At 65.9% G+C, this 21,900-nt stretch carries 16 protein-coding genes; 6 read left to right on the forward strand and 10 right to left on the reverse strand.

Annotated elements, in window-relative coordinates; genetic code table 11:
• Nucleotides 1–40 precede the first annotated feature (40 nt).
• Complete coding sequence (locus tag AC07PV_RS10045) at nucleotides 41–1,045, forward strand: Bug family tripartite tricarboxylate transporter substrate binding protein (protein ID WP_218296502.1); 1,005 nt, start codon at nucleotides 41–43, stop codon at nucleotides 1,043–1,045.
• 281 nt (nucleotides 1,046–1,326) lie between these two features.
• Here AC07PV_RS10045 and AC07PV_RS10050 read toward each other — a convergent pair whose 3' ends face one another.
• The 8 genes from AC07PV_RS10050 to AC07PV_RS10085 all read right to left on the reverse strand — a co-directional run bounded on the left by AC07PV_RS10050 (nucleotide 1,327) and on the right by AC07PV_RS10085 (nucleotide 9,502).
• Complete coding sequence (locus AC07PV_RS10050) at nucleotides 1,327–2,346, reverse strand: Bug family tripartite tricarboxylate transporter substrate binding protein (RefSeq protein WP_218296501.1); 1,020 nt, start codon at nucleotides 2,344–2,346, stop codon at nucleotides 1,327–1,329.
• A gap of 40 nt (nucleotides 2,347–2,386) precedes the next feature.
• Complete coding sequence (locus AC07PV_RS10055) at nucleotides 2,387–2,902, reverse strand: MaoC family dehydratase (RefSeq protein ID WP_369641022.1); 516 nt, start codon at nucleotides 2,900–2,902, stop codon at nucleotides 2,387–2,389.
• A gap of 14 nt (nucleotides 2,903–2,916) precedes the next feature.
• Nucleotides 2,917–4,107, reverse strand: coding sequence for a CaiB/BaiF CoA transferase family protein (locus AC07PV_RS10060; protein ID WP_494630135.1), 1,191 nt, complete (start codon nucleotides 4,105–4,107; stop codon nucleotides 2,917–2,919).
• Nucleotides 4,108–4,146: 39 nt separating this feature from the next.
• On the reverse strand, nucleotides 4,147–4,935 hold the full coding sequence (locus AC07PV_RS10065; RefSeq protein WP_218339229.1) for a crotonase/enoyl-CoA hydratase family protein: 789 nt from the start codon (nucleotides 4,933–4,935) through the stop codon (nucleotides 4,147–4,149).
• 15 nt (nucleotides 4,936–4,950) lie between these two features.
• Entirely contained in the window at nucleotides 4,951–5,997 is a 1,047-nt protein-coding gene (locus tag AC07PV_RS10070) for an acyl-CoA dehydrogenase family protein (RefSeq protein ID WP_494630243.1), read from the reverse strand.
• 135 nt (nucleotides 5,998–6,132) lie between these two features.
• Nucleotides 6,133–7,290, reverse strand: a complete 1,158-nt coding sequence (locus AC07PV_RS10075; protein WP_218296498.1) for an acyl-CoA dehydrogenase family protein — start codon at nucleotides 7,288–7,290, stop codon at nucleotides 6,133–6,135.
• The gene (locus AC07PV_RS10080; protein WP_494630136.1) at nucleotides 7,287–8,534 is read right to left on the reverse strand and encodes a CaiB/BaiF CoA transferase family protein; all 1,248 of its coding nucleotides are present in this window, start codon (nucleotides 8,532–8,534) and stop codon (nucleotides 7,287–7,289) included. The genes AC07PV_RS10075 and AC07PV_RS10080 overlap by 4 nt, the downstream gene beginning before the upstream one ends.
• Nucleotides 8,531–9,502, reverse strand: coding sequence for a Bug family tripartite tricarboxylate transporter substrate binding protein (locus tag AC07PV_RS10085; RefSeq protein WP_494630137.1), 972 nt, complete (start codon nucleotides 9,500–9,502; stop codon nucleotides 8,531–8,533). Before AC07PV_RS10085 ends, AC07PV_RS10080 begins: the two co-directional genes overlap by 4 nt.
• Before the next feature lie 128 nt (nucleotides 9,503–9,630).
• Here AC07PV_RS10085 and AC07PV_RS10090 point away from each other — a divergent pair, with 128 nt between their 5' ends.
• Complete coding sequence (locus AC07PV_RS10090; protein ID WP_218296495.1) at nucleotides 9,631–10,560, forward strand: LysR family transcriptional regulator; 930 nt, start codon at nucleotides 9,631–9,633, stop codon at nucleotides 10,558–10,560.
• A gap of 24 nt (nucleotides 10,561–10,584) precedes the next feature.
• On the opposite strand, the gene AC07PV_RS10095 is transcribed toward AC07PV_RS10090, so the two are convergent.
• Entirely contained in the window at nucleotides 10,585–12,684 is a 2,100-nt protein-coding gene (locus AC07PV_RS10095) for an acetoacetate--CoA ligase (protein ID WP_494630139.1), read from the reverse strand.
• 119 nt (nucleotides 12,685–12,803) lie between these two features.
• Between AC07PV_RS10095 and AC07PV_RS10100 the strand changes: the two genes are divergently transcribed.
• A complete protein-coding gene (locus AC07PV_RS10100) occupies nucleotides 12,804–13,439 on the forward strand; it encodes an ORF6N domain-containing protein (protein ID WP_494630140.1) in 636 nt (211 codons plus the stop codon).
• 491 nt (nucleotides 13,440–13,930) lie between these two features.
• Here AC07PV_RS10100 and AC07PV_RS10105 read toward each other — a convergent pair whose 3' ends face one another.
• On the reverse strand, nucleotides 13,931–18,112 hold the full coding sequence (locus AC07PV_RS10105) for an RHS repeat-associated core domain-containing protein (RefSeq protein WP_494630142.1): 4,182 nt from the start codon (nucleotides 18,110–18,112) through the stop codon (nucleotides 13,931–13,933).
• A gap of 1,197 nt (nucleotides 18,113–19,309) precedes the next feature.
• Here AC07PV_RS10105 and AC07PV_RS10110 point away from each other — a divergent pair.
• The 3 genes from AC07PV_RS10110 to AC07PV_RS10120 all read left to right on the forward strand — a co-directional run bounded on the left by AC07PV_RS10110 (nucleotide 19,310) and on the right by AC07PV_RS10120 (nucleotide 21,755).
• The gene (locus AC07PV_RS10110; protein WP_494630143.1) at nucleotides 19,310–19,915 is read left to right on the forward strand and encodes a TetR/AcrR family transcriptional regulator; all 606 of its coding nucleotides are present in this window, start codon (nucleotides 19,310–19,312) and stop codon (nucleotides 19,913–19,915) included.
• Nucleotides 19,916–20,174: 259 nt separating this feature from the next.
• Nucleotides 20,175–21,092: an alpha/beta fold hydrolase gene (locus AC07PV_RS10115; RefSeq protein ID WP_494630145.1), complete on the forward strand. Its 918-nt coding sequence runs from the start codon at nucleotides 20,175–20,177 to the stop codon at nucleotides 21,090–21,092.
• A gap of 231 nt (nucleotides 21,093–21,323) precedes the next feature.
• A complete protein-coding gene (locus AC07PV_RS10120; protein ID WP_218296491.1) occupies nucleotides 21,324–21,755 on the forward strand; it encodes a hypothetical protein in 432 nt (143 codons plus the stop codon).
• The last annotated feature ends 145 nt before the right edge of the window (nucleotides 21,756–21,900 follow it).

Below are 21,900 nucleotides of genomic sequence, written 5' to 3' on the forward strand. Positions count from 1 at the left end.
GGCCAGCCTGATTTGCAATACCCATGACAGGAGACGACACATGCCCCACCACCCCCCGTCGATGACCCGCCGCCACTGGCTGGGCGCCGCCGCCCTGGCCGCCGCCGCCGCGTGCACCGGCCCCGCCGCCCTGGCGCAGGCCTACCCCAGCAAGCCCATCAAGGTGGTCGTGCCCTTTGCCGCGGGCGGCGCCACCGACGTGCTCGCGCGCGTGCTGGCCGAGAAGATGGCCGCGGGCCTGGGCCAGCCCATGGTCATCGACAACAAGCCCGGCGCGGCCGGCATCATCGGCACCGACGCGGTGGCCAAGGCCGCGCCCGACGGCTACACGCTGCTGCTGGCCTTGAGCAACTCCATGCTCACCAACCAGTTCCTGTACACCAAGCTGCCCTACAGCCCCGAGCGCGACATCGCGCCCATCTACCAGATCGCCATCGCGCCGCTGGTGCTGGTGGCCCACCCCGGCGTACCCGTGGCCACGGGCCCCGAGCTGCTCAAGTACGTGGTGGCGAACAAGGGCAAGGTGGCCTACGGCTCCTACGGCACGGGCGCCTACCCGCATCTGGCCGGCGCCTACATGAGCCTCACGCAGAACGCCGACATGAGCCACGTGGCCTACCGCGGCGAGGCGCCCATGGTGCAGGACCTGCTGGGCGGCCAGATCCAGATCGCGTTCGCCAGCGCGCTGCAGGCCAAGCCGCACATCGACGCGGGCAAGCTCAAGGCCATCGGCGTGAGCGGCGAGCGCCGCATGGGCGCGCTGCCGGGCGTGCCCACGCTGGCCGAACAGGGCCTGAACGACGAGGCCTACCGCGTGGCGGGCTGGCTGGCCTTTGGCGCACCGGCCGGCACGCCAGCACCCATCCTGGAGCGCATTGCCGCCGAGGTGCGCAAGGCCACGCAGTTGCCCGACGTGGCGCAGCGCATCGCGGCCATGGGGTTCGATGTGCAGAACAGCTCACCCGCGCTGTTCACGGCTGCGATCGCCAAGGAGCGGCCGGTGTGGGAGCGATTGATCAAGGCCTCGGGCGCGAAGCTTGACTGACCCCCTGAGCGGCTGCCAGAAACAGCTGCTCTTCGTCATGTCCAGGCCTGCGCAAGCAGGCTTGGAGCCGCAGCCCTCAGCCCCGGAAGGGGGCCGTCGCCAGCGCGGCGGAGCGGCCCTGGCATGGCGCCGCGCCGGTCACAACAGGTGGCAGGAAGCAAAAAAAGGCCCGCGAGGGCCTTTGAGGCCAAAATGGGCCCCAGCGCCTGTCCATCAAGCGCAAGCAGCTATCATTTTTGAAGCATTTTCGCGCCGCCCACGGTGCAGGGGCCCCGCCGCGTTCAATCGAGGGTCACGCCGGTCGATTTCACCACCCCGGCCCAGCGCTGGAGTTCCTTGCCGACATAGGCGCGGTACTCTTCGGGCGTGGAGCCCAGCGGCTCGGCGCCCTGCACCGCCAGCCTGGCACGCACCTCATCGCTTTGCAGCGCCTTGTTGATCTCGGCGTTGAGGCGCTGCACCAGCGCCGCCGGCGTCCTGGCGGGCACCATCACGCCCTGCCAGGCGCCCGCCTCAAAACCGGGCATCACGGTTTCCCCCAGCGTGGGCACGTCGGGGTACAGGGACATGCGCCTGGCGGTGGTGACCGCCAGCAGCTTCAGGCGCTTGTCCTTCACGAAAGGCATCACGGAATTGATGGTGTCCGTCATGAACTGGATCTGCCCCGCCACGAGGTCGACATCCGCGGGGGCGCTGCCCCGGTAGGACACGTGCGTGGCCTCGATGCCCAGGCTCCTGGTGAACTGGAAAGCCGCCAGGTGGGTCACGTTGCCATTGCCTGCCGAGCCATAGGAGAGCTTGCCCGGGTTGGCCTTGGCGTAGTCGACGAACTCGCGCACATTGTTGACGGGAAGGCTCGGGTGCACGACCAGGGCCAGCGGCACCACGGCGGTGAGGGCCACGGGCGCCAGATCTTTCTGCACGTCATAGCTCAGGTTCTTGTAGAGCGCCGGGCTCAGGGTGATGGACGAGGTGTTGTAGAGCAGCGTGTACCCGTCACCCGCCGCCTTGCTGACCTGGGTGCCGCCGATGTTGCCGTTGGCGCCGGGCTTGTTGTCCACGATCACGGACTGCCCCATCTGCTCCGTCAGCTTCTGCGCCAGCACGCGCGCCACCTGGTCGGTGGGCCCGCCTGGCGGAAAGGGCACCACGAGGGTGATCGGTTTGGAAGGGTAGGCCTGCGCATGCGCCAAGCCCATGGGGGCGATGGCCGCCACGCCGGCCGCGCAGCCGAACATGGCCAGGCATACGCGCCGGACGCCGCTGGGTCGCGAAGACGTGCGGGAAGTGCTTTTTTTCATGGTGGTTGTCTCCTGGGTGGTTGTAGTTGGGGAAATCGGTTCACGAACGCCCGGCGAGCAAGCGGGTGGCCGTGTAGGTCATGACCGGTACCCCCTGCTGGTTGAAGACGTCGATGCGCGAGGTCACGACCGCGCGGCCACTCCTGGAGGTGGGCCGGATCTCCGTCACCTCCACCACCGCCTCGATGGTGTCGCCCACCCGCACGGGCGCGAGGATCTTCTGGTGCAGCTCCAGCATCGCAAGGCCCGTGCCCTGGATCATGGTCTGCAGGATGAAGCCCTCGATGAGCGCATAGGTCAGCGCCCCCGGCACGGGCCGCCCCGCCATGGCGCCGCCCTCGTAGCCGTCTTCGATGAAGATCGCCTCCAGCATGCCGGTCACGCCGATGAAGCTGACCAGGTCCGTCTCGGTGACCGTGCGCCTGAAGGTGCGAAAGCGTTGTCCCACGCTCAGGTCCTGCCACACGAACCCCTGTCCGAGGCGCGGCAAATGGCGGTCCACGCCAGCGAGGGCGGCAGGGCGGAGGGTGTCCGCAGAAGGCGTCTGGGGGATCATGGGAGGTGTCCTTGTCAAGAAGAGGGGCCCACGGCTGCGCGGGTGCCCAGCAGTGCCTGGATCTGTGCGCCGCCGAGCCCGGCCTGGGCCAGCAGCGTCTCGGTGTGTTCGCCCAGCCGGGGGGGCATGGCGATGGCGGGGCGCTGCCCGTCAAAGCGCACCGGCACGCCCGGAAAGCGCACCTCGCCCAGGGCGGGGTCGGAGAGGGTTTCGAAGAAATCCGTGGCCACGAGGTGTGGATCCAGGGGCAGGTCTTGCAGCCTGGCCACGGGCGCGGCGGGGATTTCCAGCCGCTCGCACACCGCGATCCAGTGGGCCGTGGTGTGGCGCCCGGTGAAGCCCGACGCAAGCTCCAGCAGTTCGGCGATGTGCCGCGTGCGGCTGGCGATGTCGGCGAAGCGCGCATCGCGCGCCAGGTCCGGGGCACCCACCTCGGTGAAGAAGCGCTGCCAGTGCAGGTTGGTGTACGGCATCATGGCCACCGCCCCATCGGCCGTGCGGTAGGGCCGGCGCCAGGGGGCCAGCACACGCGGGTAGCCCGGCGGGGACAGCGGCGGCTCGAAGTGCTGGCCGTAGTAGTGCTCGACCAGGTTGAAACCCACCATGGACTCGAACATGGGGATTTCCACGAAGGCCCCCCGGCCCGTGCGCTCGCGCTGCCACAGCGCGGCCAGGATGGCATGCGCGGCCACATGGGCACAGGTCTTGTCGGCGGCGATGGTGGGCAGGTAGCGCATTTCCCCGCCCTGCCGTTCCATCAGGTCGGCGAGCCCCGACATGCCCTGGATCACGTCGTCATACGCGGGTTTGCCGGCATAGGGGCCAGGCAAGAAGCCCACCAGGCTGGCGTACACCAGGCGCGGAAAACGCTCGCGCAGCGCCTCGGGCGCGAGGCCCAGGGCCGCCAGCTTCTGCGGCCGCATGCTGTGCATCAGCACATCGGCCGTGGCGATCAGTGCGCCCAGCGCCTCCTGCGCACCGGCCTGCTTGAGGTCCAGCGCCACGCTCTTCTTGCTGCGGTTGGCGCCCAGGAACATCGCCGCCATGCCCGCCTCCCGGGCGGGGCCGGTATGGCGCGTCGAGTCGCCCTCGGGCGGTTCGATCTTGATCACCTCGGCGCCGTAGTCGGCCAGGACCTGGCTGGCCAGGGGGCCGAAGATCACGCTGGACAGATCCAGCACGCGAAGGCCTTGCAAAGGCGTCATCTCACATCCTTCCGAAGGCGGGTGGGCGGGCACGGTGCCTCACTGGAACTTCGGCGCGCGTTTTTCAATGAAGGCGGTCACCGCTTCCCGGTGGTCTGCCGTCTTGTGCGCGATGGCCTGGTAGCCCGCCGAAGTCTCCAGCAGCGAGGCCAGCGAGGCGTGTTCGCCCTCGCGCAGCAGGCGTTTTGTCATCCGCATCACGGCGCCGGGGTTGGCCGCGATCCTGGCGGCCAGCGCCCGCGCGGCGGGCAGCAACTGGTCCGCCGCCACCACGCGACTCACCAGGCCGCAGGCCAACGCCTCCTGCGCGCCGATGGCCTCGCCGGTGAACGCCATCTCGGACGCCTTGGCCCTGCCGACCGCGCGCGGCAGCAGCCAGGCACCACCGTCGCCGGGCACGATGCCCACGCGCACAAAACTCTCGGCGAAGGTGGCCGCCTCGCTGGCGATGCGGATGTCGCACATGCAGGCCAGGTCCAGCCCCGCGCCGATGGCCGGGCCGTTGACGGCGCAGATCACGGGAACATCGAGCTGGTACAGCGCCTGGGGGATGCGCTGGATGCCCTGGCGGTACTCCTCGCGGATCAGGTCGGGCGTGAACGCGTCATCAAAGAAGCGCTTCATGTCCTTGACGTTGCCGCCCGAGCTGAAGATGGGACCCGCGCCCGTGAGGATCAGCACCTTGACGCCGGCATCCCGGCGCACGTCCTCGCACAGCTGCACGAACTCGTCCACCGCGGTGTTGCCGGTGAGCGCGTTGCGCGTTTCGGGCTGGTTCATGGTGGCGGTGAGGATGCCGCCGTCGCGTTCAATGGTCAGAAAGGCCATGGCAAATGTCTCCAGTCAGCGAAGTGGCACTCGGGCCGGGAATTCGACGTCGGTGATGCGGCGCACCAGGTCGAGCGTGATGCCGCTGTGCTGCAGCAGCGCCTCGCCGGCCACGGTGTGCCAGTACCCCTCGCTGCCGGCCGTCTGGCGCCAGGCATGCAGGCGCCGGGTGAAGAGCTGCAGGTCATGCTCCTCGGTGAAGCCGATGGCGCCGTGGATGGCGTGGGCGGCTTCCGACACGGCCAGCGCGGCCTCGCTGCAGCGCGCCTTGGCGGTCGCCACGCGCAGGCGGTCGGGCTGGATGCCCACGCCGCCGCTGCAGCCGAGCTGCGCGGCCATGCGCGCGGCAAACACGTGTTCGCTCATCACGGCCAGCTGGTGCTGGACGGCCTGGAACTTGCCGATGGGGCGGCCGAATTGCTGGCGTTCGTTGGCGTACCGCAGGGTGCGCTGGAACACGCTGCTGAGGGCGCCGGCCATCTGCGCGGCCACCACCGCGGCCTGCAGGGTGCGCACGTCCAGCGCGGCATCCACGCCCACCGTGGGGGCGGCATCGCACTGCGCGGCCGACCAGGTCAGCGCCGCGTCCAGCGCCAGTGCATGCGCACGGGCGTGGGCGCCGTCGACGGGAAGCAGGTGCCAGGCGCCGCCGGCCTGCACCAGCACCGTATCGGCCACCTGGCCGCCGCGCACCAACGCGCAGTGCAGACCGCCGCCGGCGCCACGCTGGCCGCGGGCCAGGGCGATGCTGCCCTGCGGGCGCACCAGCCCTGCCTGGGCCAGCAAGGCCCGCGCCACCATGGTCTCGGCCAGGGGCAGCGGCAGCGCGTGGGCACCGCATTGCTCCAGCACGCCAAAGGCCTGGTCCAGTTCCAGGCCCGCCCCCCCCTCGTCTTCGCCCAGCAGGGCGTCGGCCAGGCCGGTGGATTCCAGCTGCTCCCACAGGCCCCGCGCGGCATCCGCCGCGCGCCCGCCGCACTCGATGGCGCGCACCACGGCGGGGGTGCACCGGTCCGCCAGCACGTCGTGCGCGGCATCGGCGAACAGGTCGTTGTCATTCATGCTCATGTCGGTCATCCATTGCGTTGCACACACTGCCCCCGGCCCCTGGCCGAAGCGCGGCCCGGTCGGAGGCGCCAGGCACGGTCCCCACGCAGCGCGCGCGCGAGAGATGCCGCGCAGCAGCCCAGGGGTGTCTCATCTCAAGCCCAGGCCGCGGGCGATCATTCCGCGCAGGATGTCGCGCGTGCCGCCGCGCAGCGAGAAGGAGGGCGAGGCCTCGGTCACGTACTTGAGCGTCATCAGCAGCTCCACGGGCACGTCCTCGGCCTCGCGCGCGAACAGGTCCTCGGCAATGGCCGCTGGAATCATCTGCTCGAGGGTGGTTCCAAGCTCCTTCACCAGCGCCGCCTCGACGATGGGGCTCGCGCCCTGCGTGAGTTTTTCCTGCACCGACACGGACATGGCGCGCAGCGGCGCCAGCTGCGTGAGCACCTTGCCCGCCAGCCGCACGGCCGAGTCGGTGCGTCCCTGGGGCGTGCGCACGTAGCCGAGCCACTGGTCGAACAGCACGATGGAGGAGAACAGGCGCTCGGGCCCGCTGCGCTCGAACGCCAGCTCCGCCGTGACCTGCTCCCAGCCCTGGCCCTCGGCGCCAATGAGCGCATCCGGCCCCAGCCGCACGTTGTCGAAGAACACCTCGCAAAAATGGCTGTCGCCCGAGAGGTCTTCGATGGGGCGCACCGTGACCCCCGGCAGCGACAGGTCCACGATGACCTGCGACAGGCCCTGGTGGCGGTCCTCGGAGGTGCCCGAGGTGCGTACCAGCGCGATCATGTACTGGCAGTGGTGGGCGTTGGTGGTCCAGATCTTCTGGCCGTTGAGCACAAAGCCTTGCGCATTGGGCACGGCGCGCGTCTTCACGCTGGCCAGGTCCGAACCCGCGTTGGGTTCGCTCATGCCGATGCAGAAGAACGCCTCGCCCTTGCACACGCGCGGAATGTAGAACTGCTTTTGCGCCTCGGTGCCGTACTTCAGGATCAGGGGCGCGCTCTGGCGGTCGGCGATCCAGTGCGAACCCACGGGGGCGCCGCAGGCCAGGTATTCCTCCACCAGCACGTAGCGCGTGAACGCGCTGCGCCCGCCCCCGCCGTACGCCCTGGGCAGCGTGATGCCGATCCAGCCCTTGTCTCCCAGCCGGCGGCTCAGAGCGCTGCTGTAGCCGCCCCAGGAGCGCGCGCGGATGTGCGCGGGCAGGTCGGCAATGGCCTCCTGCAGGAAGGCGCGCACCTCAGCGCGCAGTGCCTCGTCTTCAGCGGGAATGCGCGTGAGCGCCAGTGAATCCAGGGTGCTCATCCCAAAACTCCGTCGTCCTTGTAGGCCTGCAATTGCGCGGGCGAAAAACCCAGGTAGCGGGCCAGCACCTCGTCGGTGTGCTGGCCCAGCTGCGGGGGCGTGTGGCGGTAAGTGACGGGCGTGTCCGACAGGCGGATGGGGCTGGCCACCAGCGGCACCTCGCCCGCCTGCGGGTGCGGCATCGCGATCCGCAGGCCCCGGGCCTGGACCTGTGGGTCCTCGAACACGTCGCGCACGGTGTTGATGGGGCCGCAGGGCACGGCGTGCCGCTCCAACAGAGCGATCCAGTCGCGCGTGGTGCGCGCCACGGTGGCGGCGCGGATGCGGCCGACCAGTTCCTCCCGGTGGGCCAGGCGGCCGGCGTTGCACGCGAAGCGTTCGTCCTGCGCCCAGTCCGGTTCGCCGATGGCATGGCAAAAGCGTGCAAACTGTCCGTCGTTGCCAATGGCCAGGATCATGTGGCCGTCCTGCGTGGGGAAGTCCTGGTAGGGCACGGTGTTCGGGTGCGCATTGCCCATGCGCTGCGGCACCTTGTCGCCGTACAGGTAATTCATGCCCTGGTTGGCCAGGCAGGCCACGCCCACGTCGAGCAGCGCCAGGTCGATGTGCTGGCCCCGGCCCGTGTGTTCGCGCGCCTGCAGCGCAGCGAGGATGGCCGTGCTCGCATACAGCCCGGTGAGGATGTCGGTGAGCGCCACGCCCACCTTCATGGGACCGCCGCCGGGTGCCCCGTCGGGGTGGCCGCTGATGCTCATGAGCCCACCCATGCCCTGGATCAGGAAGTCGTAGCCCGCACGGTGCGCGTAGGGGCCGTCCTGGCCAAAGCCGGTCACGGAGCAGTACACCAGGCGCGGGTTCAGCGCGCTCAGGCTTGCATGGTCGAGCCCGTACTGCGCCAGGCCGCCGGTCTTGAAATTCTCGATGAGCACGTCGCACCGCGCCGCGAGCTCGCGCACGATCCGCTGACCCTCGGGCCGGGTGAAGTCCACCGTCACCGACTGCTTGTTGCGGTTGGTGCACATGTAATAGGCCGACTCGCCGGTGGGCCGGCCCGCCGCGTCCGTCACATGGGGAGGGCCCCAGGCGCGGGTGTCGTCGCCGGTGCCCGGGCGCTCGACCTTGATCACTTCGGCCCCCAGGTCGCCCAGGGTCTGCGCGGCCCAGGGGCCGGCCAGCACGCGGGACAGGTCGAGCACCTTCACATGCTGCAGCGCACCCGGCTGCACGGCGGGAGCACCGCTCATTGCAGCGGCACCTTGGCCTGGGTGACGATGCGCTTCCACAGCACGATCTCGTTTTTCTGGAACTCGTGCATCTGCGCGGGCCCACCGGTCATGGCGGTGGCTCCGATGCGCTCGTAGAAGGCACGGGTCTCGTCCATCCTGGAGATGGCGGTGAACAGCTCGGCCAGCCGGGCGGTTTCGGCGGCGGGGGTCTGGGCGCTGACCATGGCGCCCACCCACGTGTAGGCCTCGAAGCCCGGCAGGCCCGCTTCCGTGGCGGTGGGCACGTCCGGCGCCGCGGCCACGCGCTTGTCGGACGCCACGGCCAGCACCTTCACGCGGCCGCCCTTGGCTAGCTCCTGCACGGCGGTCACCTCGGCGAAGGTGTAGTCGACGGTGCCCGAGGCCACGGCCGTCATGGTCTCGCCGGCGCCCTTGAAGGGCACGTGCACGGCGTGGATGCCCGCCGTGTCGTTGAGCAACTCGCCCATGAGCTGGTAGCCGGCCGAGCCCGCGCCGAAGTTCACCTTGCCCGGGCTGGCCTTGGCGTAGGCGATCAGGCCCTTGAGGTCGCTGTACGCCGCCTTGGGCATGGCCGCGATCATGGCGGGCGAACGCATCATCATGGTCAGCGGCGAGAAGTCCTTCACCGGGTCGTACGGCAGCTCCTTGAACAGCGCGGCGTTCACCGCCAGCGTGGAGTTGCTGCCGATGAAGACGGTGTAGCCGTCGGCCGGCGCCGACAGCACTTGCTTGACGGCGATGAAGCCGTTGGCGCCGGGCTTGTTTTCCACCACCACGGCCTGGCCCGTGAGGTCCTGCAGCTTGCGCGCGAAGTAGCGCGCCGAGGTGTCGGTGCCGCTGCCAGGGCCGAAGGGCACGACGAACTTGATGGTTTTGGCAGGGAATGCCTGGGCTTGCACGGCGGGGGCCAGGGCCGTGGCGGCAAGCGCCAGCAGCGCGCCGGCCACGGTTCTACGGGATTGCATCACGGTGTCTCCTTCATGGAATTTTTTTGATCGTCAGGCCCTGCCCAGGCCTGCAGGCGAATGTAGGCAGCGGGCACCCATGCTGTCTAATATTAAAAATTCACAAACCGATATTTGTTTGGTATCCCATGAACCTGCGCCAGCTGCGCCAATTCGTCACCCTGGCGGAAACCGGCAACTTCCACCGCACCGCCGAGCTGCTGCACATGGCCCAGCCGCCCCTGTCGGTGTCCGTGCGCAAACTGGAGGAGGAACTGGGCAGCCGCCTGTTCGAGCGCCACAGCACTGGCGTGCGCCTGACGGCCGAGGGCCAGGCCATGCTGCCCGAGGCGCACCTGGCGCTGTTTCATGCGGAGCGCTGCCGCCAGGCCGTGGCGGACGCGCGCGAGGGGCTGGGCGGCCTGCTGCGCCTGGGCATCATCGGATCGGCCACCTATGCCCTGCTGCCGGAGCTGATCCCATCCGTGCGGGCGCGCTACCCGCAGATCGAGCTGGAGCTGTCGGAGGCCACATCGACCGAAATCCTCGACGGGCTGCTGGCGCGCCGCTTCGACGTGGGATTCGTGCGCTACCCGGTTCTGCACCCCGAGCCGTTCGAGCTCCTGCCCATGGACCGCGACGATTTCGTGCTCGCCGTGTCCGCGCACGGCCCGCTGGCGAAGCGCCACGCGATCGCGCTCTCGGAAGCGGCGGGCGAGCCCTTCATCATGTACCCGCAGGACAAAGTGCCCGGGCTGTCCGCCCTGGCGCTTCTGCGCTGCCAGCTGTCGGGCTTTTCACCCCGCGTGGCACAGGAGGCCATGCAGGTGCAGACCATCATGAGCCTGGTGGCCGCGGGCCTGGGCGTGGGACTGGTGGCGGGCGTCGCGCGGCTGGTGGTGCCGCCCGGCGTGAAGTGCCTGGCGCTCACCGACAACCCGCCGGGCTTCAAGGTGGGCATCGCGCTCGCGCGACGCGCGGGAGAGGCCAGCCGGCTCGTGGAGCGCTTCATCGAGCATGCGATGGGCTTTTCCAGCGTGCCCCGCCCCGGCCCGGATATGGATCAAACCGGGCTGTAGCGTACAGCCCGCAAGCGCGGGCAGCTATGTATTTTGCACTTCTGCCGCGCGCTCGGCGGCAAACGCCACATACCAGTCCAGGCAGCCCGGGTTGGCCATGGCGTCCTTGTTCACCACCTTCTCGATGGGCTGGCCCAGCAGCAGTTTCTTGATGGGCAGCTCCTGCTTCTTGCCGCTCAAGGTGCGCGGCACCTCGGCCACCGCGAAGATGTCGTCGGGCACGAAACGCGGGCTCAGCGCCGTGCGCACCGCGCCGTTGATGCGGGCGCGCAGGGCCTCGTCCAGCGTGTGGCCGGGGCGCAGCACCACGAACAGCGGCATGTAGCTTTCGCGGCCCAGGTATTCCAGGTCCACCACCAGGCTGTCGAGCACCTCGGGCAGGGATTCGACCGCGCTGTAGATCTCGCTCGTGCCCATGCGCAGGCCGTGGCGGTTGATGGTGGCGTCCGAGCGACCGTAGATGATGCAGCCGCCGTTGGCGCCGATCTTGAGCCAATCGCCGTGGCGCCACACCGCGCCCATGCGCGCGGGGCCATCGCCGCCGCCGGGCTGGCGGCCGTGGCCAGGCGGGTACATGTCGAAGTAGCTCGACAGGTAGCGTGAACCGTCCTTGTCCCCCCACAGGTACAGCGGCATCGACGGGATGGGCTGCGCGCACACCAGCTCGCCCACCTCGTCCATCACCGGCACGCCCGCGGCATTCCAGGACTCCACGGCCGCGCCCAGCATGCGGCATTGCATCTCGCCGGGCACCTGGGGCATCTCGCGATTGCCGCCGATGAAGGCGCCGCAAAAGTCGGTGCCGCCCGAGATGTTGTTCCACCAGATGTCGTGCGTGCCCAGGGCCTCGAACTGCGCCGTGCCCCATTCCTGCACCTCGGGCGACAGCGGCGAGCCCGTGGTGCCCAGCGCGCGGATGCGCGTGAGGTCGCCGTATTCGGCCAGCGCGATGCCCGCCTTCATGCAGTTGGCAAAAAACGCCGCGCCCGCGCCGAAGAAGGTCACGCCCGTCTCGGCCGCGAAGCGCCACAGCACGCCCCAGTCGGGGTGGTCCTTGCTGCCGCCGGGGTTGCCGTCGTAGATCACGCAGGTGGTGCCCGACAGCAGGCCCGAGAGCTGTGCGTTCCACATCACCCAGCCCGTGGAGCTGTACCAGTGGTAGCGCTCGCCAAAGCTGTTGGGCTCGTAGCTGCAGCCGATGTCGTTGTGCAGCACCTTGAGCTGCAGCGCCACCAGCACCGTGCCGCCGTGGCCGTGCACGATGGGCTTGGGCAAGCCGGTGGTGCCGCTGGAATAGACGATCCACAGCGGGTGGTCGAACGGCAGCCACATCGGTTCGAAAGCTTCAGTGTCTGCATCATTTCGGGCTGTAGCGCTTGTCCAGCTTGCGTAACCAGCTATCGAAACAGAAGCATCCAGATTGCCCAGCAACACCGCGTGCCGCAGGCTGGGCAGCGCCGCGCGCAGCTCGGCCAGCACGCCGGTGCGGTCGTGGTCGCGCCCGCCGTAGGTCACGCCGTCCACGCCGATCAGCACCTTGGGCTCGATCTGGCGGAACCGGTCGAGCACCGCATGGGTGCCCATGTCGGGCGCGCAGATGCTCCACACGCCGCCGAGGCTCACCGTGGCGAGGAAGGCCACCATCGCCTCCGGCACGTTGGGCAGGTAGGCGGCCACGCGGTCGCCCGGCTCCACGCCCTGGGCCTTCAGGTGCAGCGCCAGCGACGCGACCTGGCGGCGCAGCTCGGGCCAGCTCATTTCGCGGTGGTGGCCCTTTTCGTTGCGGCTGATGATGGCCGGCAGACCGGCCGCGTGCGCGGCGTCCACATGGCGCAGCGCCTGCCGCGCGTAGTTGACCTGGGCGCCCGGGAACCACTGCGCGCCGGGCATGGTGTTGCGCGCCAGCACCGCCGTGTGCGGCGTGGGCGATTCGATGCGGAAGTAGTCCCACACGCTCTGCCAGAAGGTATCCAGCTCCGTGGTCGACCAGCGCCACAGCGCGTCATAGCTGTCGAACGCAATGCCGCGCTCATCGCGCAACCAGTTCTGGTACAGGCGAATCTGCGGCACAAACGGCGCCGCGGACCGGGGAGGAAGTGGGGGGATTGTTTTGCTTGTCTCCATGGCGACGCAGCGTACCAGCGGTGGGTGGAAGGGGCTAGTTGGCTCCGTCGCCGGGTTGACACGGGGGTGGTCATTCAGATGCTCGATGGTCTGCTGACCGAGGCCGGGAGTGCCGCTGTATGAGCAATCCCCCTGCCACGCCTGCCGCAACCACCGTCCCGGCTCTGCAACCCCACATTGCTCGCCATATCCTGGCGCTGCGCGATCAGCGGGTGATGCTGGACGCGGATCTGGCCGCGCTGTGCGGGGTGGAGACCAAGGTGCTGGCGCAGGCCATCAAGCGCAATAGCGAACGGTTTCCTGGGGATTTCATGTTCCAGCTGGATGCCCAGGAGTGGGCTTCTTTGAGGTCACAGTTTGTGACCTCAAACACCGGCCGGGGTGGCCGCCGCTATGCGCCCTATGCGTTCACCGAGCAGGGCGTGGCAATGCTGTCTTCGGTCTTGAACAGCCCGCGCGCCATCGCCATCAATATCGAGATCATGCGAGCCTTTGTGCAGGTGCGTTCCATGGCCGCGACGCACCAGGAGTTGACCCGGCAGCTCTCGGAGTTGCAGGACAGGGCTGAGGTCCTGGCGATGCAGCATGACACCTTCAGCCGCAATACCCGCGCCCAGCTCAAGCAGGTGTTTGATGCGCTGCGCGAGCTGATGACGCCGCCGGAGCCGCCCAAGCGGCCTATCGGGTTTGTGACGCCTGAGGACAAGAAGGGCAGCAAACCCGGCAGCGCCAAGGCGAAGGGCAAGAAGGTGTAGCGCACAAACACCCAGCGGCTAAAAGAAGAAGCCACCTGAATCCCGCAGCTTTTATCGCTGGGGGGATGCAGGTGGCTTTTATGTTTTAAGCATTAATGAGTGCTTACAGCCATCGAAATTGGAGCATGCGGCCAAGTGCGAACTGCCGCTTATCCGCAGCGTCAACCTATAGCCAAATTTACCGCATTAATCGCAAAAAACGGCCGCATACCAATAATTTTTAGGATCATTGAACCAAGGATCAGATTGCGATCTGCACAATGGTCGGAGACATTTTCTGTCTAAATCATATCTCGTCATTAAACCGACGAGTTCATAAAAACTTATTTTATCTATTGGCTCCTCTATCGTCACAGCCAAACCGGACGGAGTACCGGTGACCTCCTTAACTGCCGGAATAGCTTTTAACCAAGCGAAGAAGCAATCCTCATCAGGCTCACAGTAGTACCGAGACGGCTCTGGAATCAATAGCATTTCTTCCTCTTTAAAAATCACTTGGACTTTGGAGGCCAAACATTTCTGTATCCTCCACCAGGACTCTGAACATCCCATTGAGGACCACCGTGAGCACGCCCACCCCAACCCGTAGGGCACCAAACATCTCCATTGGCATCTTGCCATCCATAACTAGATCCACCCCTTCCTGGATTCGGATTTGGAACCCAATTCTCCCCGCCCTTGGGATCTTTGAATCCTTGCTCTTCCCCCGGTTTACCTGGCGCCTTCGGACCGTTCGGGTCATACGCGTTATCTGGTGGTTTGATTAGCATCGGGCCGACGATATTCCAGCCGATCCACGCGCCCGCACCCGCGCCTATGAGACCGCCCACCACTGTGCCAACCGGACCAAACGCGGAGCCCGCACCAGCTCCAGCCAAACCACCAGCCAAGGGGTTCAGACCACGTGGATCGCTATAACGCAACGGATTCCCGTCTACATAGGCAAACCGATTCCACCCCCCATCCAGCCCAATAGGATCAGCCTGCGTATACCGCCCACCCATCGTCGGACTGTAGCTGCGGAAGTGGTTGTAATGCAGCTTGGTCTCTTGGTCAAAGTACTGCCCCGGATACCGCAGGTTGAACTGCACTTCAGGGATGCTTGTGCTGCCCGTCGTCGGTGTCGTGGCGCTGCTCGTAAACCGCCTGGCCGCCGTGGTGGGCTGCTCGTCGCCGAAGGCGCTGTAAGCCCACTGCCACGCGGCCTGCCCATCGGCCTGCGTGAGCTTCCTCGGGGTGTTCAGGTGGTCGCTGTGGATGGCATAAGCCTGGCCTTTGATGATGGCCGCAATGGGCATGGGGCCTGAGGCGGTGGGCAGGTAGATGTACTGGGCCGTGCCCGTGCTGTTGCTGCCGCCCGAGCCGTACTCGCCCAGCAGGCTGCCGTCTTCAGCGTACACGTAGCTAAAGCCCAGTTTCTCGGCGTCGCTGGTGCCGGGGCTCCAGAGTTTGCTGAAGAAGCTGAGGATTTGCTGGATGAGGCCGGGTTGTTCTGCCTGGGCGAGTTCTGCTCCCTCGTCGTCGGCCAGCAGGTTGTTCAGGTTCTTGCCGGTTTTGCTATTGCTGGTGCCGCTGCTTTGTGTGGTGCTGCTGTACAGCGGCTCGGTCTTGAACACGCGCTGGCCCAGGCCGTTGTGGGCGTATTTGGTGGTGGGTGCGTCTTCGCCCTGGCCGGTGCTGGCGCTCTCCATGCGGCCTTCGCTGTCGTAGCGATAGCTGGTCAGGCCGTCGCCCAGCAGGTCGCCTGCGCTGTTGTATTGGTAGGTGACGCTGGTGGTGGCCGCGCTGCCGCCCGCGGTGGCGGTTTGCGTAAAGCCCAGCAGGCGGTTGTGGGTGCTGGCACTGCCGTAGGTGCGGCTGAGGGTGCCAGGGGTGCCCACGGTGGTGGTCTGCACGCTGGTTTTGCGGTTGCCGTTGGCGTCGTAGGTGTAGGTGGTGGTGCGCCCTGTGTCTCCAAGCTCGATGATGCGGCCCGCCAGGTCGTACTTGACGGTCCAGAGCTTGGTGGCCTGGCTGAGGGTGCTGTCCTGGGGGTTGGTGCTGGCGGGCTGCCACAGGTCCTGGCTGATGGTCGTGATGCGGCCCGCTGCGTCGTACTGGTAGCTGCTGAATTCGGTGGTGGCCAGTTGGCCCGCCGTGTTGTAGCTGCGGGTGGCGGGAATGGCGCCCGCACCGCCGGGCAGGTTCCAGCTCCAGCCGGTGGGCTGGCCCAGGGGGTTCCAGGTGATGCCGCTGACCAGGGGCTGGCCCGCCCAGGTCAGGCCGGTGAGCTGGCCGGTGGTGTCGTAGACGTTTTGCAGCACTTGCCCGCCGGGGTAGGTGGTGCTGGCCAGCAGGCCCTGGGCGTTGTAGCCGTAGCTCACGCTGCGGGTGTCGCCGTTGATCAGGGCCTGGGTTTTGGTGGTGATGCGGCCGTGGGCGTCGCGCTGGTAGGTGGTGGTGCCGCTGGCGTCCACGATCTCGCCAAGGTATCCCCGGCTGGCGGGGGTGAGGTCGTAGCGCAGGGTGGTGGTGCGCCCGTCGGCATAGGTGATGAGCGTGGGGCGGCCCAGCAGGTCGCGTTCGATGGTGGTGGCCTGGCCCAGGGCGTCGGTGATGGTGCTGGGCAGGCCCAGGGCGTCGTACTGGGCGGTCTGCGCGCCGGTGTCTGCGCTGGTTTCTGTGGTGGCGTTGCCCAGGGCGTCGCGGGTGTAGGTGGTGGCTACGTTCTTGGCGTCCAGGACTTTGGTGACCTGGTCCAGTGCGTTGTAGGTGAGGCTGACGGTAGCGTTGGCCGCATCCTTGAGCGACTGGGGACGGCGCAGGGCATCCAGGGTTTGACGGGTGGTTTGGCTCAGGCCGTTGGTGGAGCTGACGCGATCACCGTTGGCGTCGTAGGCAAAGGTGGTGGTCTGCCCGCCCAGGGTGACGGATTCCACGCGGTTGATGCTGTTGATGGTGCGCGCCAGCCGCCATGCGAGTTGTCCCTGGGCATTGCGAACCTCTTCCTGCGTGCGGTTGCCCATGTTGTCGAGCACATAGTTGCCGCTATTGCCCCGGTTGTCGCTCCAGCCTATGAGGCGCTGGGCAAGGTCGTAGGTGTAGCTGACAACGTGGCCGTGCGGCAGGCTGGCTGTGGCGACCTGACCACTCGGACGGTAGGTCAGTGCCGTGACAAGCCCACCCCGGCCGATGGAGAGAATGCGACCGCGAGCGTCGTAGGTGAAGCTTGTCACCAAGCCGGTCGGGGCAGTATGGGTGAGCACACGACCGGCGCCGTCGTGGGTATAGCTGTCAGCCTGCCCCAGAGCATTGGTAGCAATGACCAGATTGCCCAGTGCGTCGTACTGATAGCTGGTAGTAGCGCCGTTGGGCGCGGTTTCGGTCGCCACGAGGCCACTTGGATGGTAGGTCCAGGTGGTAAGGCGGGTCATACCTCCGGTTGCGGTGTCCCTCACCGTCTCGCCCAGAGGGTTGCCTACATAGTCGTAGCTGTACAGGATCTCGCGACCAGCCTCGGTAATCTTGGTGGGTTTAGGGACGGATGCGGACCATTCAATGCTTGTCGACTGTTGCGCAGCACCTCCCTGATTCCGGATTTGTTTGGTCAGTTTCGATCCATCCGCACTGTACTCATAATTATTGATGACTCCGCGAAAATCATATTCGCTTCTAACACGCCCGAATGGATTGACATTTCGACTCTTGACGACAGAGCGGCCATAAGGGTCGACAAGGTCAACGCTGTACAGGAAAAGATAGTCTTCGGGGTATGAATCTTGATTTCCATAAATGTAAAGATAGCTGCGCAAAATCCCTAGCGGATCGGTAACTTGATGAGTCGCACCACCAGAGCTCCATGCACCGTAATTTACGGCATACCGATTAGTACCCCCGGCCCGCTCCGTGAATACAGCACGCCCTTGTTGATCATAGCCAAATCTTGAATATAGTTGCCCAGACTCATCATGGATTTTTGTCAGCAAGAAGGGGGAATTTTCATTTTCATAAAAATACCACCGCCCGGAGCCCCCTGGATATCCGACACTTGCAAGCCGCCCTTCATTATCATAGGCGTAATTTATATTACCATCTGGCGTCTTTAAAACAACAATTCTGTCTGAGGCATACAGTAATTCCAGTTCTTTTCCGAAATGATTTCTAATGCGAACCAGATTGTTGCCGGCATAGAAGAATTGGTACTTCATCCCATTGGGCTCGATTTGCTCCAATAGCATTCCGCCGTCCCGGTCGGTTGCAAAAAATCGGACCCGGCCCGTGCTCTTCTCCGTGAAAACATAACCCGCGCGCACGCCTTCCTGCTTGACAAGCGAATCCCCGCTCAGATCGTTTGCAACCCAACCCGCCTGCGCAGACGAAGAAGTATTTCCATTGAGTGTAAAACGTCGTGGCGAGCCGTCTTCCAGAATCACGGTATGGGCCAACTTTCCGTCATTCAAGGCCTGCAGGTTCTCACTCCTCCAGCTCGCAGTTTCACCAGTCACCCCGTTAACAGGCGCCATACGTGATGAAAATCGATGAGCCCAGCCCTTGGAAAATCCTTGCCCCCTGGTCTCTCCACTGACGGGATAACGAACGATACCGCTGCGAAACACGCGGGTAAAAGAAAGAGGATGAGGCCCAAGGTCGACCCAATCCGATTCCATCTGGATTTTTTCACCCGTGGAAGGCATGATGGGATTACCAAATAGAGTATCGCCCTCATCACTGACAAATTGAGCTCCTTCACCAGCCCCCTTTGAGCACATATTTGGCGACTTCAGACCTGGCAATGAGTAATCGACACAACTGACACTATAAACACCAGGCTCGGAGATCAACTTCTTCTGCAAAGTGCCTCGGCTGCACTTCCACTCAGAAACTAGGCTCAACCTCCCATTCCCAGAATAATTAGAAGAAGGGTCTTTATAATGCCACTCCCGCCTATAATTGACACCAGCATAAATTGACACTCCGTTATACTTCGGCCCACCCCCATCTATTCCTTGGGGCGTATCCAAGACTCAAGGATTTATAGCACTCGGACCCGCAGCCCATGTGGCTCGGCATTCATTATATTTTTTGACTGAATAAGCAGCATAAGATGCCTTAAACTCATCCGGAGTTGCATAAATAACTTTTTGAAAATTATTGTGACTAACCTGATAAAAAAACTCATTGAACCACGAGACCTCCATTGCGAAATCCTGCTTCGCGAAAACAGGGGAGCAAACCAAAAACGTCAAAATTATAGCCAAATGTCTTGACATAAATTCCCTCATGAAATTATTATATTAAATACAAAGCAATAAAATATCGCCCTATAGCATATTATAAATTCAATTCAACCCACTGCCTGAGCCGCTACAGATAGCATAAGCCCGGTAAAAGCCAGAAAATTCTTCAGAGCTTCGGCAACTCTTTTACCCGACACCAATTAAAATCAGAAATTATTCTGAGAATAAATCGATGGTTTACGCGACGTTGTTTATATATTTCCCAAAAAACTGCGTCTAGGGGGGTGATGATTGAATCAATATTTTCCCTACATTATTAAGCAGGTACGGCGTTGATCGCGATTCGGGCACGAAGCTGCTGTCCGCCGTACCCCGCAGCGGTGCGCAGACGGCCTTGCGGCGTGGGGATGCGCGGCATTCCCGCGAAGATATACATCAAGGGTTTGTTGGGAGATCGCCCACCCGGACAGCAAGGCAATTCCACCTCATTGACAACGGCGCCTGGCAAACACAGGGCGTCTCAGGCCGCGTGCCGCCACGGTGCCTCAGTGGTGCCACGGCCTCCTATCCGGCATCGGGCATGGGCGCGCTCTTTTCCAACCTTTATCCGCCAAGGGTCGCACAAATTTCGCACGATTGTGCTAAATTCTCCCCATGGATGCCAAAACCCAGAAATCGGAACTCACCCGCGCGGCCATCGTGGGCGCGGCGCTGGACCTGGCTGCGGCCGAGGGGCTGGAGTCGATCACGCTGCAGGCCGTGGCCGACCGGGTGGGTTTGTCCAAGAGCGGCGTGTTCTCGCGGGCCGGCTCGCGCGAGGCGCTGCAGAAGGCGGTGATCGAGGAGTTCGGCCGCCGCTTCCTGGCCGATGTGTTCGTGCCCGCGATGCAGCACCCCAAGGGCCTGCCGCGCCTGAACGAGATCGTGCGCCGCTGGATTGCGCGCACGCGCGACGTGGAGGCCTTCACCGGCTGTCTCTACACCGCTGGCGCCTTCGAGCTGGACGACCGCGAGGGCGAGCTGCGCGACCTGCTGCACGCCGAGATCACGCGCTGGCGCGCGGCCCTGCGGCGCACGGTGCTGCAGGCCGTCGAAGCCGGGCACCTGCCCGCCGACACGCCGGCGGACCAGCTGGTGGGCGAGATCTACTCGATGATCATGGGCCTTTTGCACGATGTGCGCTTTCTGCGGGACCCGCAGGCAGCGCCACGCACCGAGGCGTCGTGGGCGCGCCTCCTCAAGAGTTATCAGACCGTCTGATCCCCTTCTCCGTGTTTCTGCGCGATGGATACCTCTTGTTCTTCTTTGCCCCAATTTCGCACAACCGTGCGAAGAAAGGAATCACCATGCTGATCATCTTGGGTATCGCCGCCATCGCGGCCGCGGTGGGCGCCGTCCGGGCGCTGCGCCAGACACTCGCCCGCCTTCCGCGCAGCAACCGGGACTGGATCTTCTATTGACGACCGCTCGTCCACCACGACCCGCCCCTTCCCTCCTCCCTCCCTTTTGGAGCCCCACCATGAACGCCCCTTCCTCCTCCTCCACCGCCCTGCGGGCCACGTCCAGCTTCTATGGCGAACACCCCGGCATGCGCCTGCTGCGCGTGGCGCTGGGCACCACCGAGCGCCTGTGGCCCGCGCTGGCCGTGCGCGCGGCCTACCGCCTTTTCGGCACGCCCCTGCCCCTGCGCAAACCGGGCCGCAGCGCCGTGCCGCCCGGCCACTGGCGCACGGAACGCTGGCCGTTCGAAGACGCCGAGATCACGCTTTACCTGCCCCAGGCCCAGCCGCACGGCCCCACGGTGCTGCTGCTGCACGGCTGGGGCGGCCACGCGCGCCAGATGCTGCCGCTGGCCGGCGCCCTGGCCGCGCGGGGCCTGCGCCCGGTGCTGGTGGACCTGCCCGCGCACGGCGGCAGCCGGGGCCGCGTGAGCAACCTGCCGCAGTTCGCGCGCGCCATCGAATACGCCACCGCCCGCCTGCATGCGCAGGATTCGGCGCCCAGCGCCGTGGTAGCCCATTCGCTCGCGGCCAACGCGGCGGCCCATGCGGCCAGCCGGGGCCTGGCCACCGGGCGGCTGGTGCTGCTGGCGCCGCCCGCGTCGCCCCACGAATACACGCGCCTGTTCGCGCAGGTGTTCGGCCTGTCGGAGCGCACGCGCGCTTCCATGCAGCGGCGCATCGAGGCGCGCGAGGGCATCCTGATGCGCCAGTTCGAGCCCCCGGCCGTGGGTCCGCGCATCGCGCTGCCCACCCTGGTGGTGCACGACCGGGGCGACCGCATCAACCGCTTTGCCGATGGCGAGGCCTACCGCGACCACATTCCGGGCGCCACGCTGCTGGCCACCGAAGGGCTGGGCCACCGCAAGATCCTGCAGCAGGATGGCGTGCTGGCGGCCGTGGCCGATTTCGTGGCGGGCCCGGGCCATCCACGCTGACGGGCCCGGGAGCCAGGGGGCCCGGCGGGGGGCCGCGCGGCGCAGCGTGCGGTGCGGGGTGGCTCGGCGCACCGCCGCGCGGTGTCGCCAACAGTTACAGCCGCAAGGCGAACAGGACGCGGCCAGCGCCTATCATCCGCAGTCGTGCGTGCCCCCAGGGCCGCTCTTGCCGATGATTCACCGGTGTGCTGCCTGCCACCGGTGGCCCCACGCCGCTACCTGTTGTCTCCGATGCACGCTCTCCTGTCCGCCTGGCCCGCCCTGGCCCTGCTGTTGCCCGCGCTGGTGCTGGTGTCGGCCTTCTATTTCCTGGCCAAGGGCGACCGCCGCGCGTTCTCGCACCTGCTGGCCCTGCTGGCGTGTTTCCTGATCGGCGCGCTGCTGATGGAGTTCTTCATCTTCATGGCGGCGCGCATGGCCCGTTCGGGCAGCCGCGAGGCCGTGCTGGGCGCCGGCACCCGCCAGCTGCTGGAAACCATGGCCAATCCGCGCTCCATCACCGCCCCGCCCCTGTCGCTGGCGGCCGTGGCGGCCTACAGCGTGCTGGCGTCGTACCTGTGGCTGCTGGTCACCTGGGGCCTGCACCTGCGCGGCAAGCCTGCCGGCGGCGCCGGAAAGAAGAAAGCGGCCAAGCGCCCGCCGCGCAAGCCGGCCCGGGCCTGATCCACGGGCCTTGGGGTCTTTGGGGCCCCTAGCGCTGAATACATCAGCGCCGACAGCTATATATTTAATAGCATATCCTGCGCGCACACTTGACGCAGGGCAACCTCCGGCGCGCGGAGCGCATCCACAATGGCAGGCGATCCCC

This window comes from Acidovorax sp. GW821-FHT09A11, from assembly GCF_059418365.1.

Coding starts and splice junctions, on each gene's coding strand:
- AC07PV_RS10045 (WP_218296502.1), top strand. CDS start 41: ATGCCCCACCACCCCCCGTCGATGACCCGCCGCCACTGGCTGGGCGCC.
- AC07PV_RS10050 (WP_218296501.1), bottom strand. CDS start 2,346: ATGAAAAAAAGCACTTCCCGCACGTCTTCGCGACCCAGCGGCGTCCGG.
- AC07PV_RS10055 (WP_369641022.1), bottom strand. CDS start 2,902: ATGATCCCCCAGACGCCTTCTGCGGACACCCTCCGCCCTGCCGCCCTC.
- AC07PV_RS10060 (WP_494630135.1), bottom strand. CDS start 4,107: ATGACGCCTTTGCAAGGCCTTCGCGTGCTGGATCTGTCCAGCGTGATC.
- AC07PV_RS10065 (WP_218339229.1), bottom strand. CDS start 4,935: ATGGCCTTTCTGACCATTGAACGCGACGGCGGCATCCTCACCGCCACC.
- AC07PV_RS10070 (WP_494630243.1), bottom strand. CDS start 5,997: ATGAATGACAACGACCTGTTCGCCGATGCCGCGCACGACGTGCTGGCG.
- AC07PV_RS10075 (WP_218296498.1), bottom strand. CDS start 7,290: ATGAGCACCCTGGATTCACTGGCGCTCACGCGCATTCCCGCTGAAGAC.
- AC07PV_RS10080 (WP_494630136.1), bottom strand. CDS start 8,534: ATGAGCGGTGCTCCCGCCGTGCAGCCGGGTGCGCTGCAGCATGTGAAG.
- AC07PV_RS10085 (WP_494630137.1), bottom strand. CDS start 9,502: ATGCAATCCCGTAGAACCGTGGCCGGCGCGCTGCTGGCGCTTGCCGCC.
- AC07PV_RS10090 (WP_218296495.1), top strand. CDS start 9,631: ATGAACCTGCGCCAGCTGCGCCAATTCGTCACCCTGGCGGAAACCGGC.
- AC07PV_RS10095 (WP_494630139.1), bottom strand. CDS start 12,684: ATGGAGACAAGCAAAACAATCCCCCCACTTCCTCCCCGGTCCGCGGCG.
- AC07PV_RS10100 (WP_494630140.1), top strand. CDS start 12,804: ATGAGCAATCCCCCTGCCACGCCTGCCGCAACCACCGTCCCGGCTCTG.
- AC07PV_RS10105 (WP_494630142.1), bottom strand. CDS start 18,112: ATGCCTTCCACGGGTGAAAAAATCCAGATGGAATCGGATTGGGTCGAC.
- AC07PV_RS10110 (WP_494630143.1), top strand. CDS start 19,310: ATGGATGCCAAAACCCAGAAATCGGAACTCACCCGCGCGGCCATCGTG.
- AC07PV_RS10115 (WP_494630145.1), top strand. CDS start 20,175: ATGAACGCCCCTTCCTCCTCCTCCACCGCCCTGCGGGCCACGTCCAGC.
- AC07PV_RS10120 (WP_218296491.1), top strand. CDS start 21,324: ATGCACGCTCTCCTGTCCGCCTGGCCCGCCCTGGCCCTGCTGTTGCCC.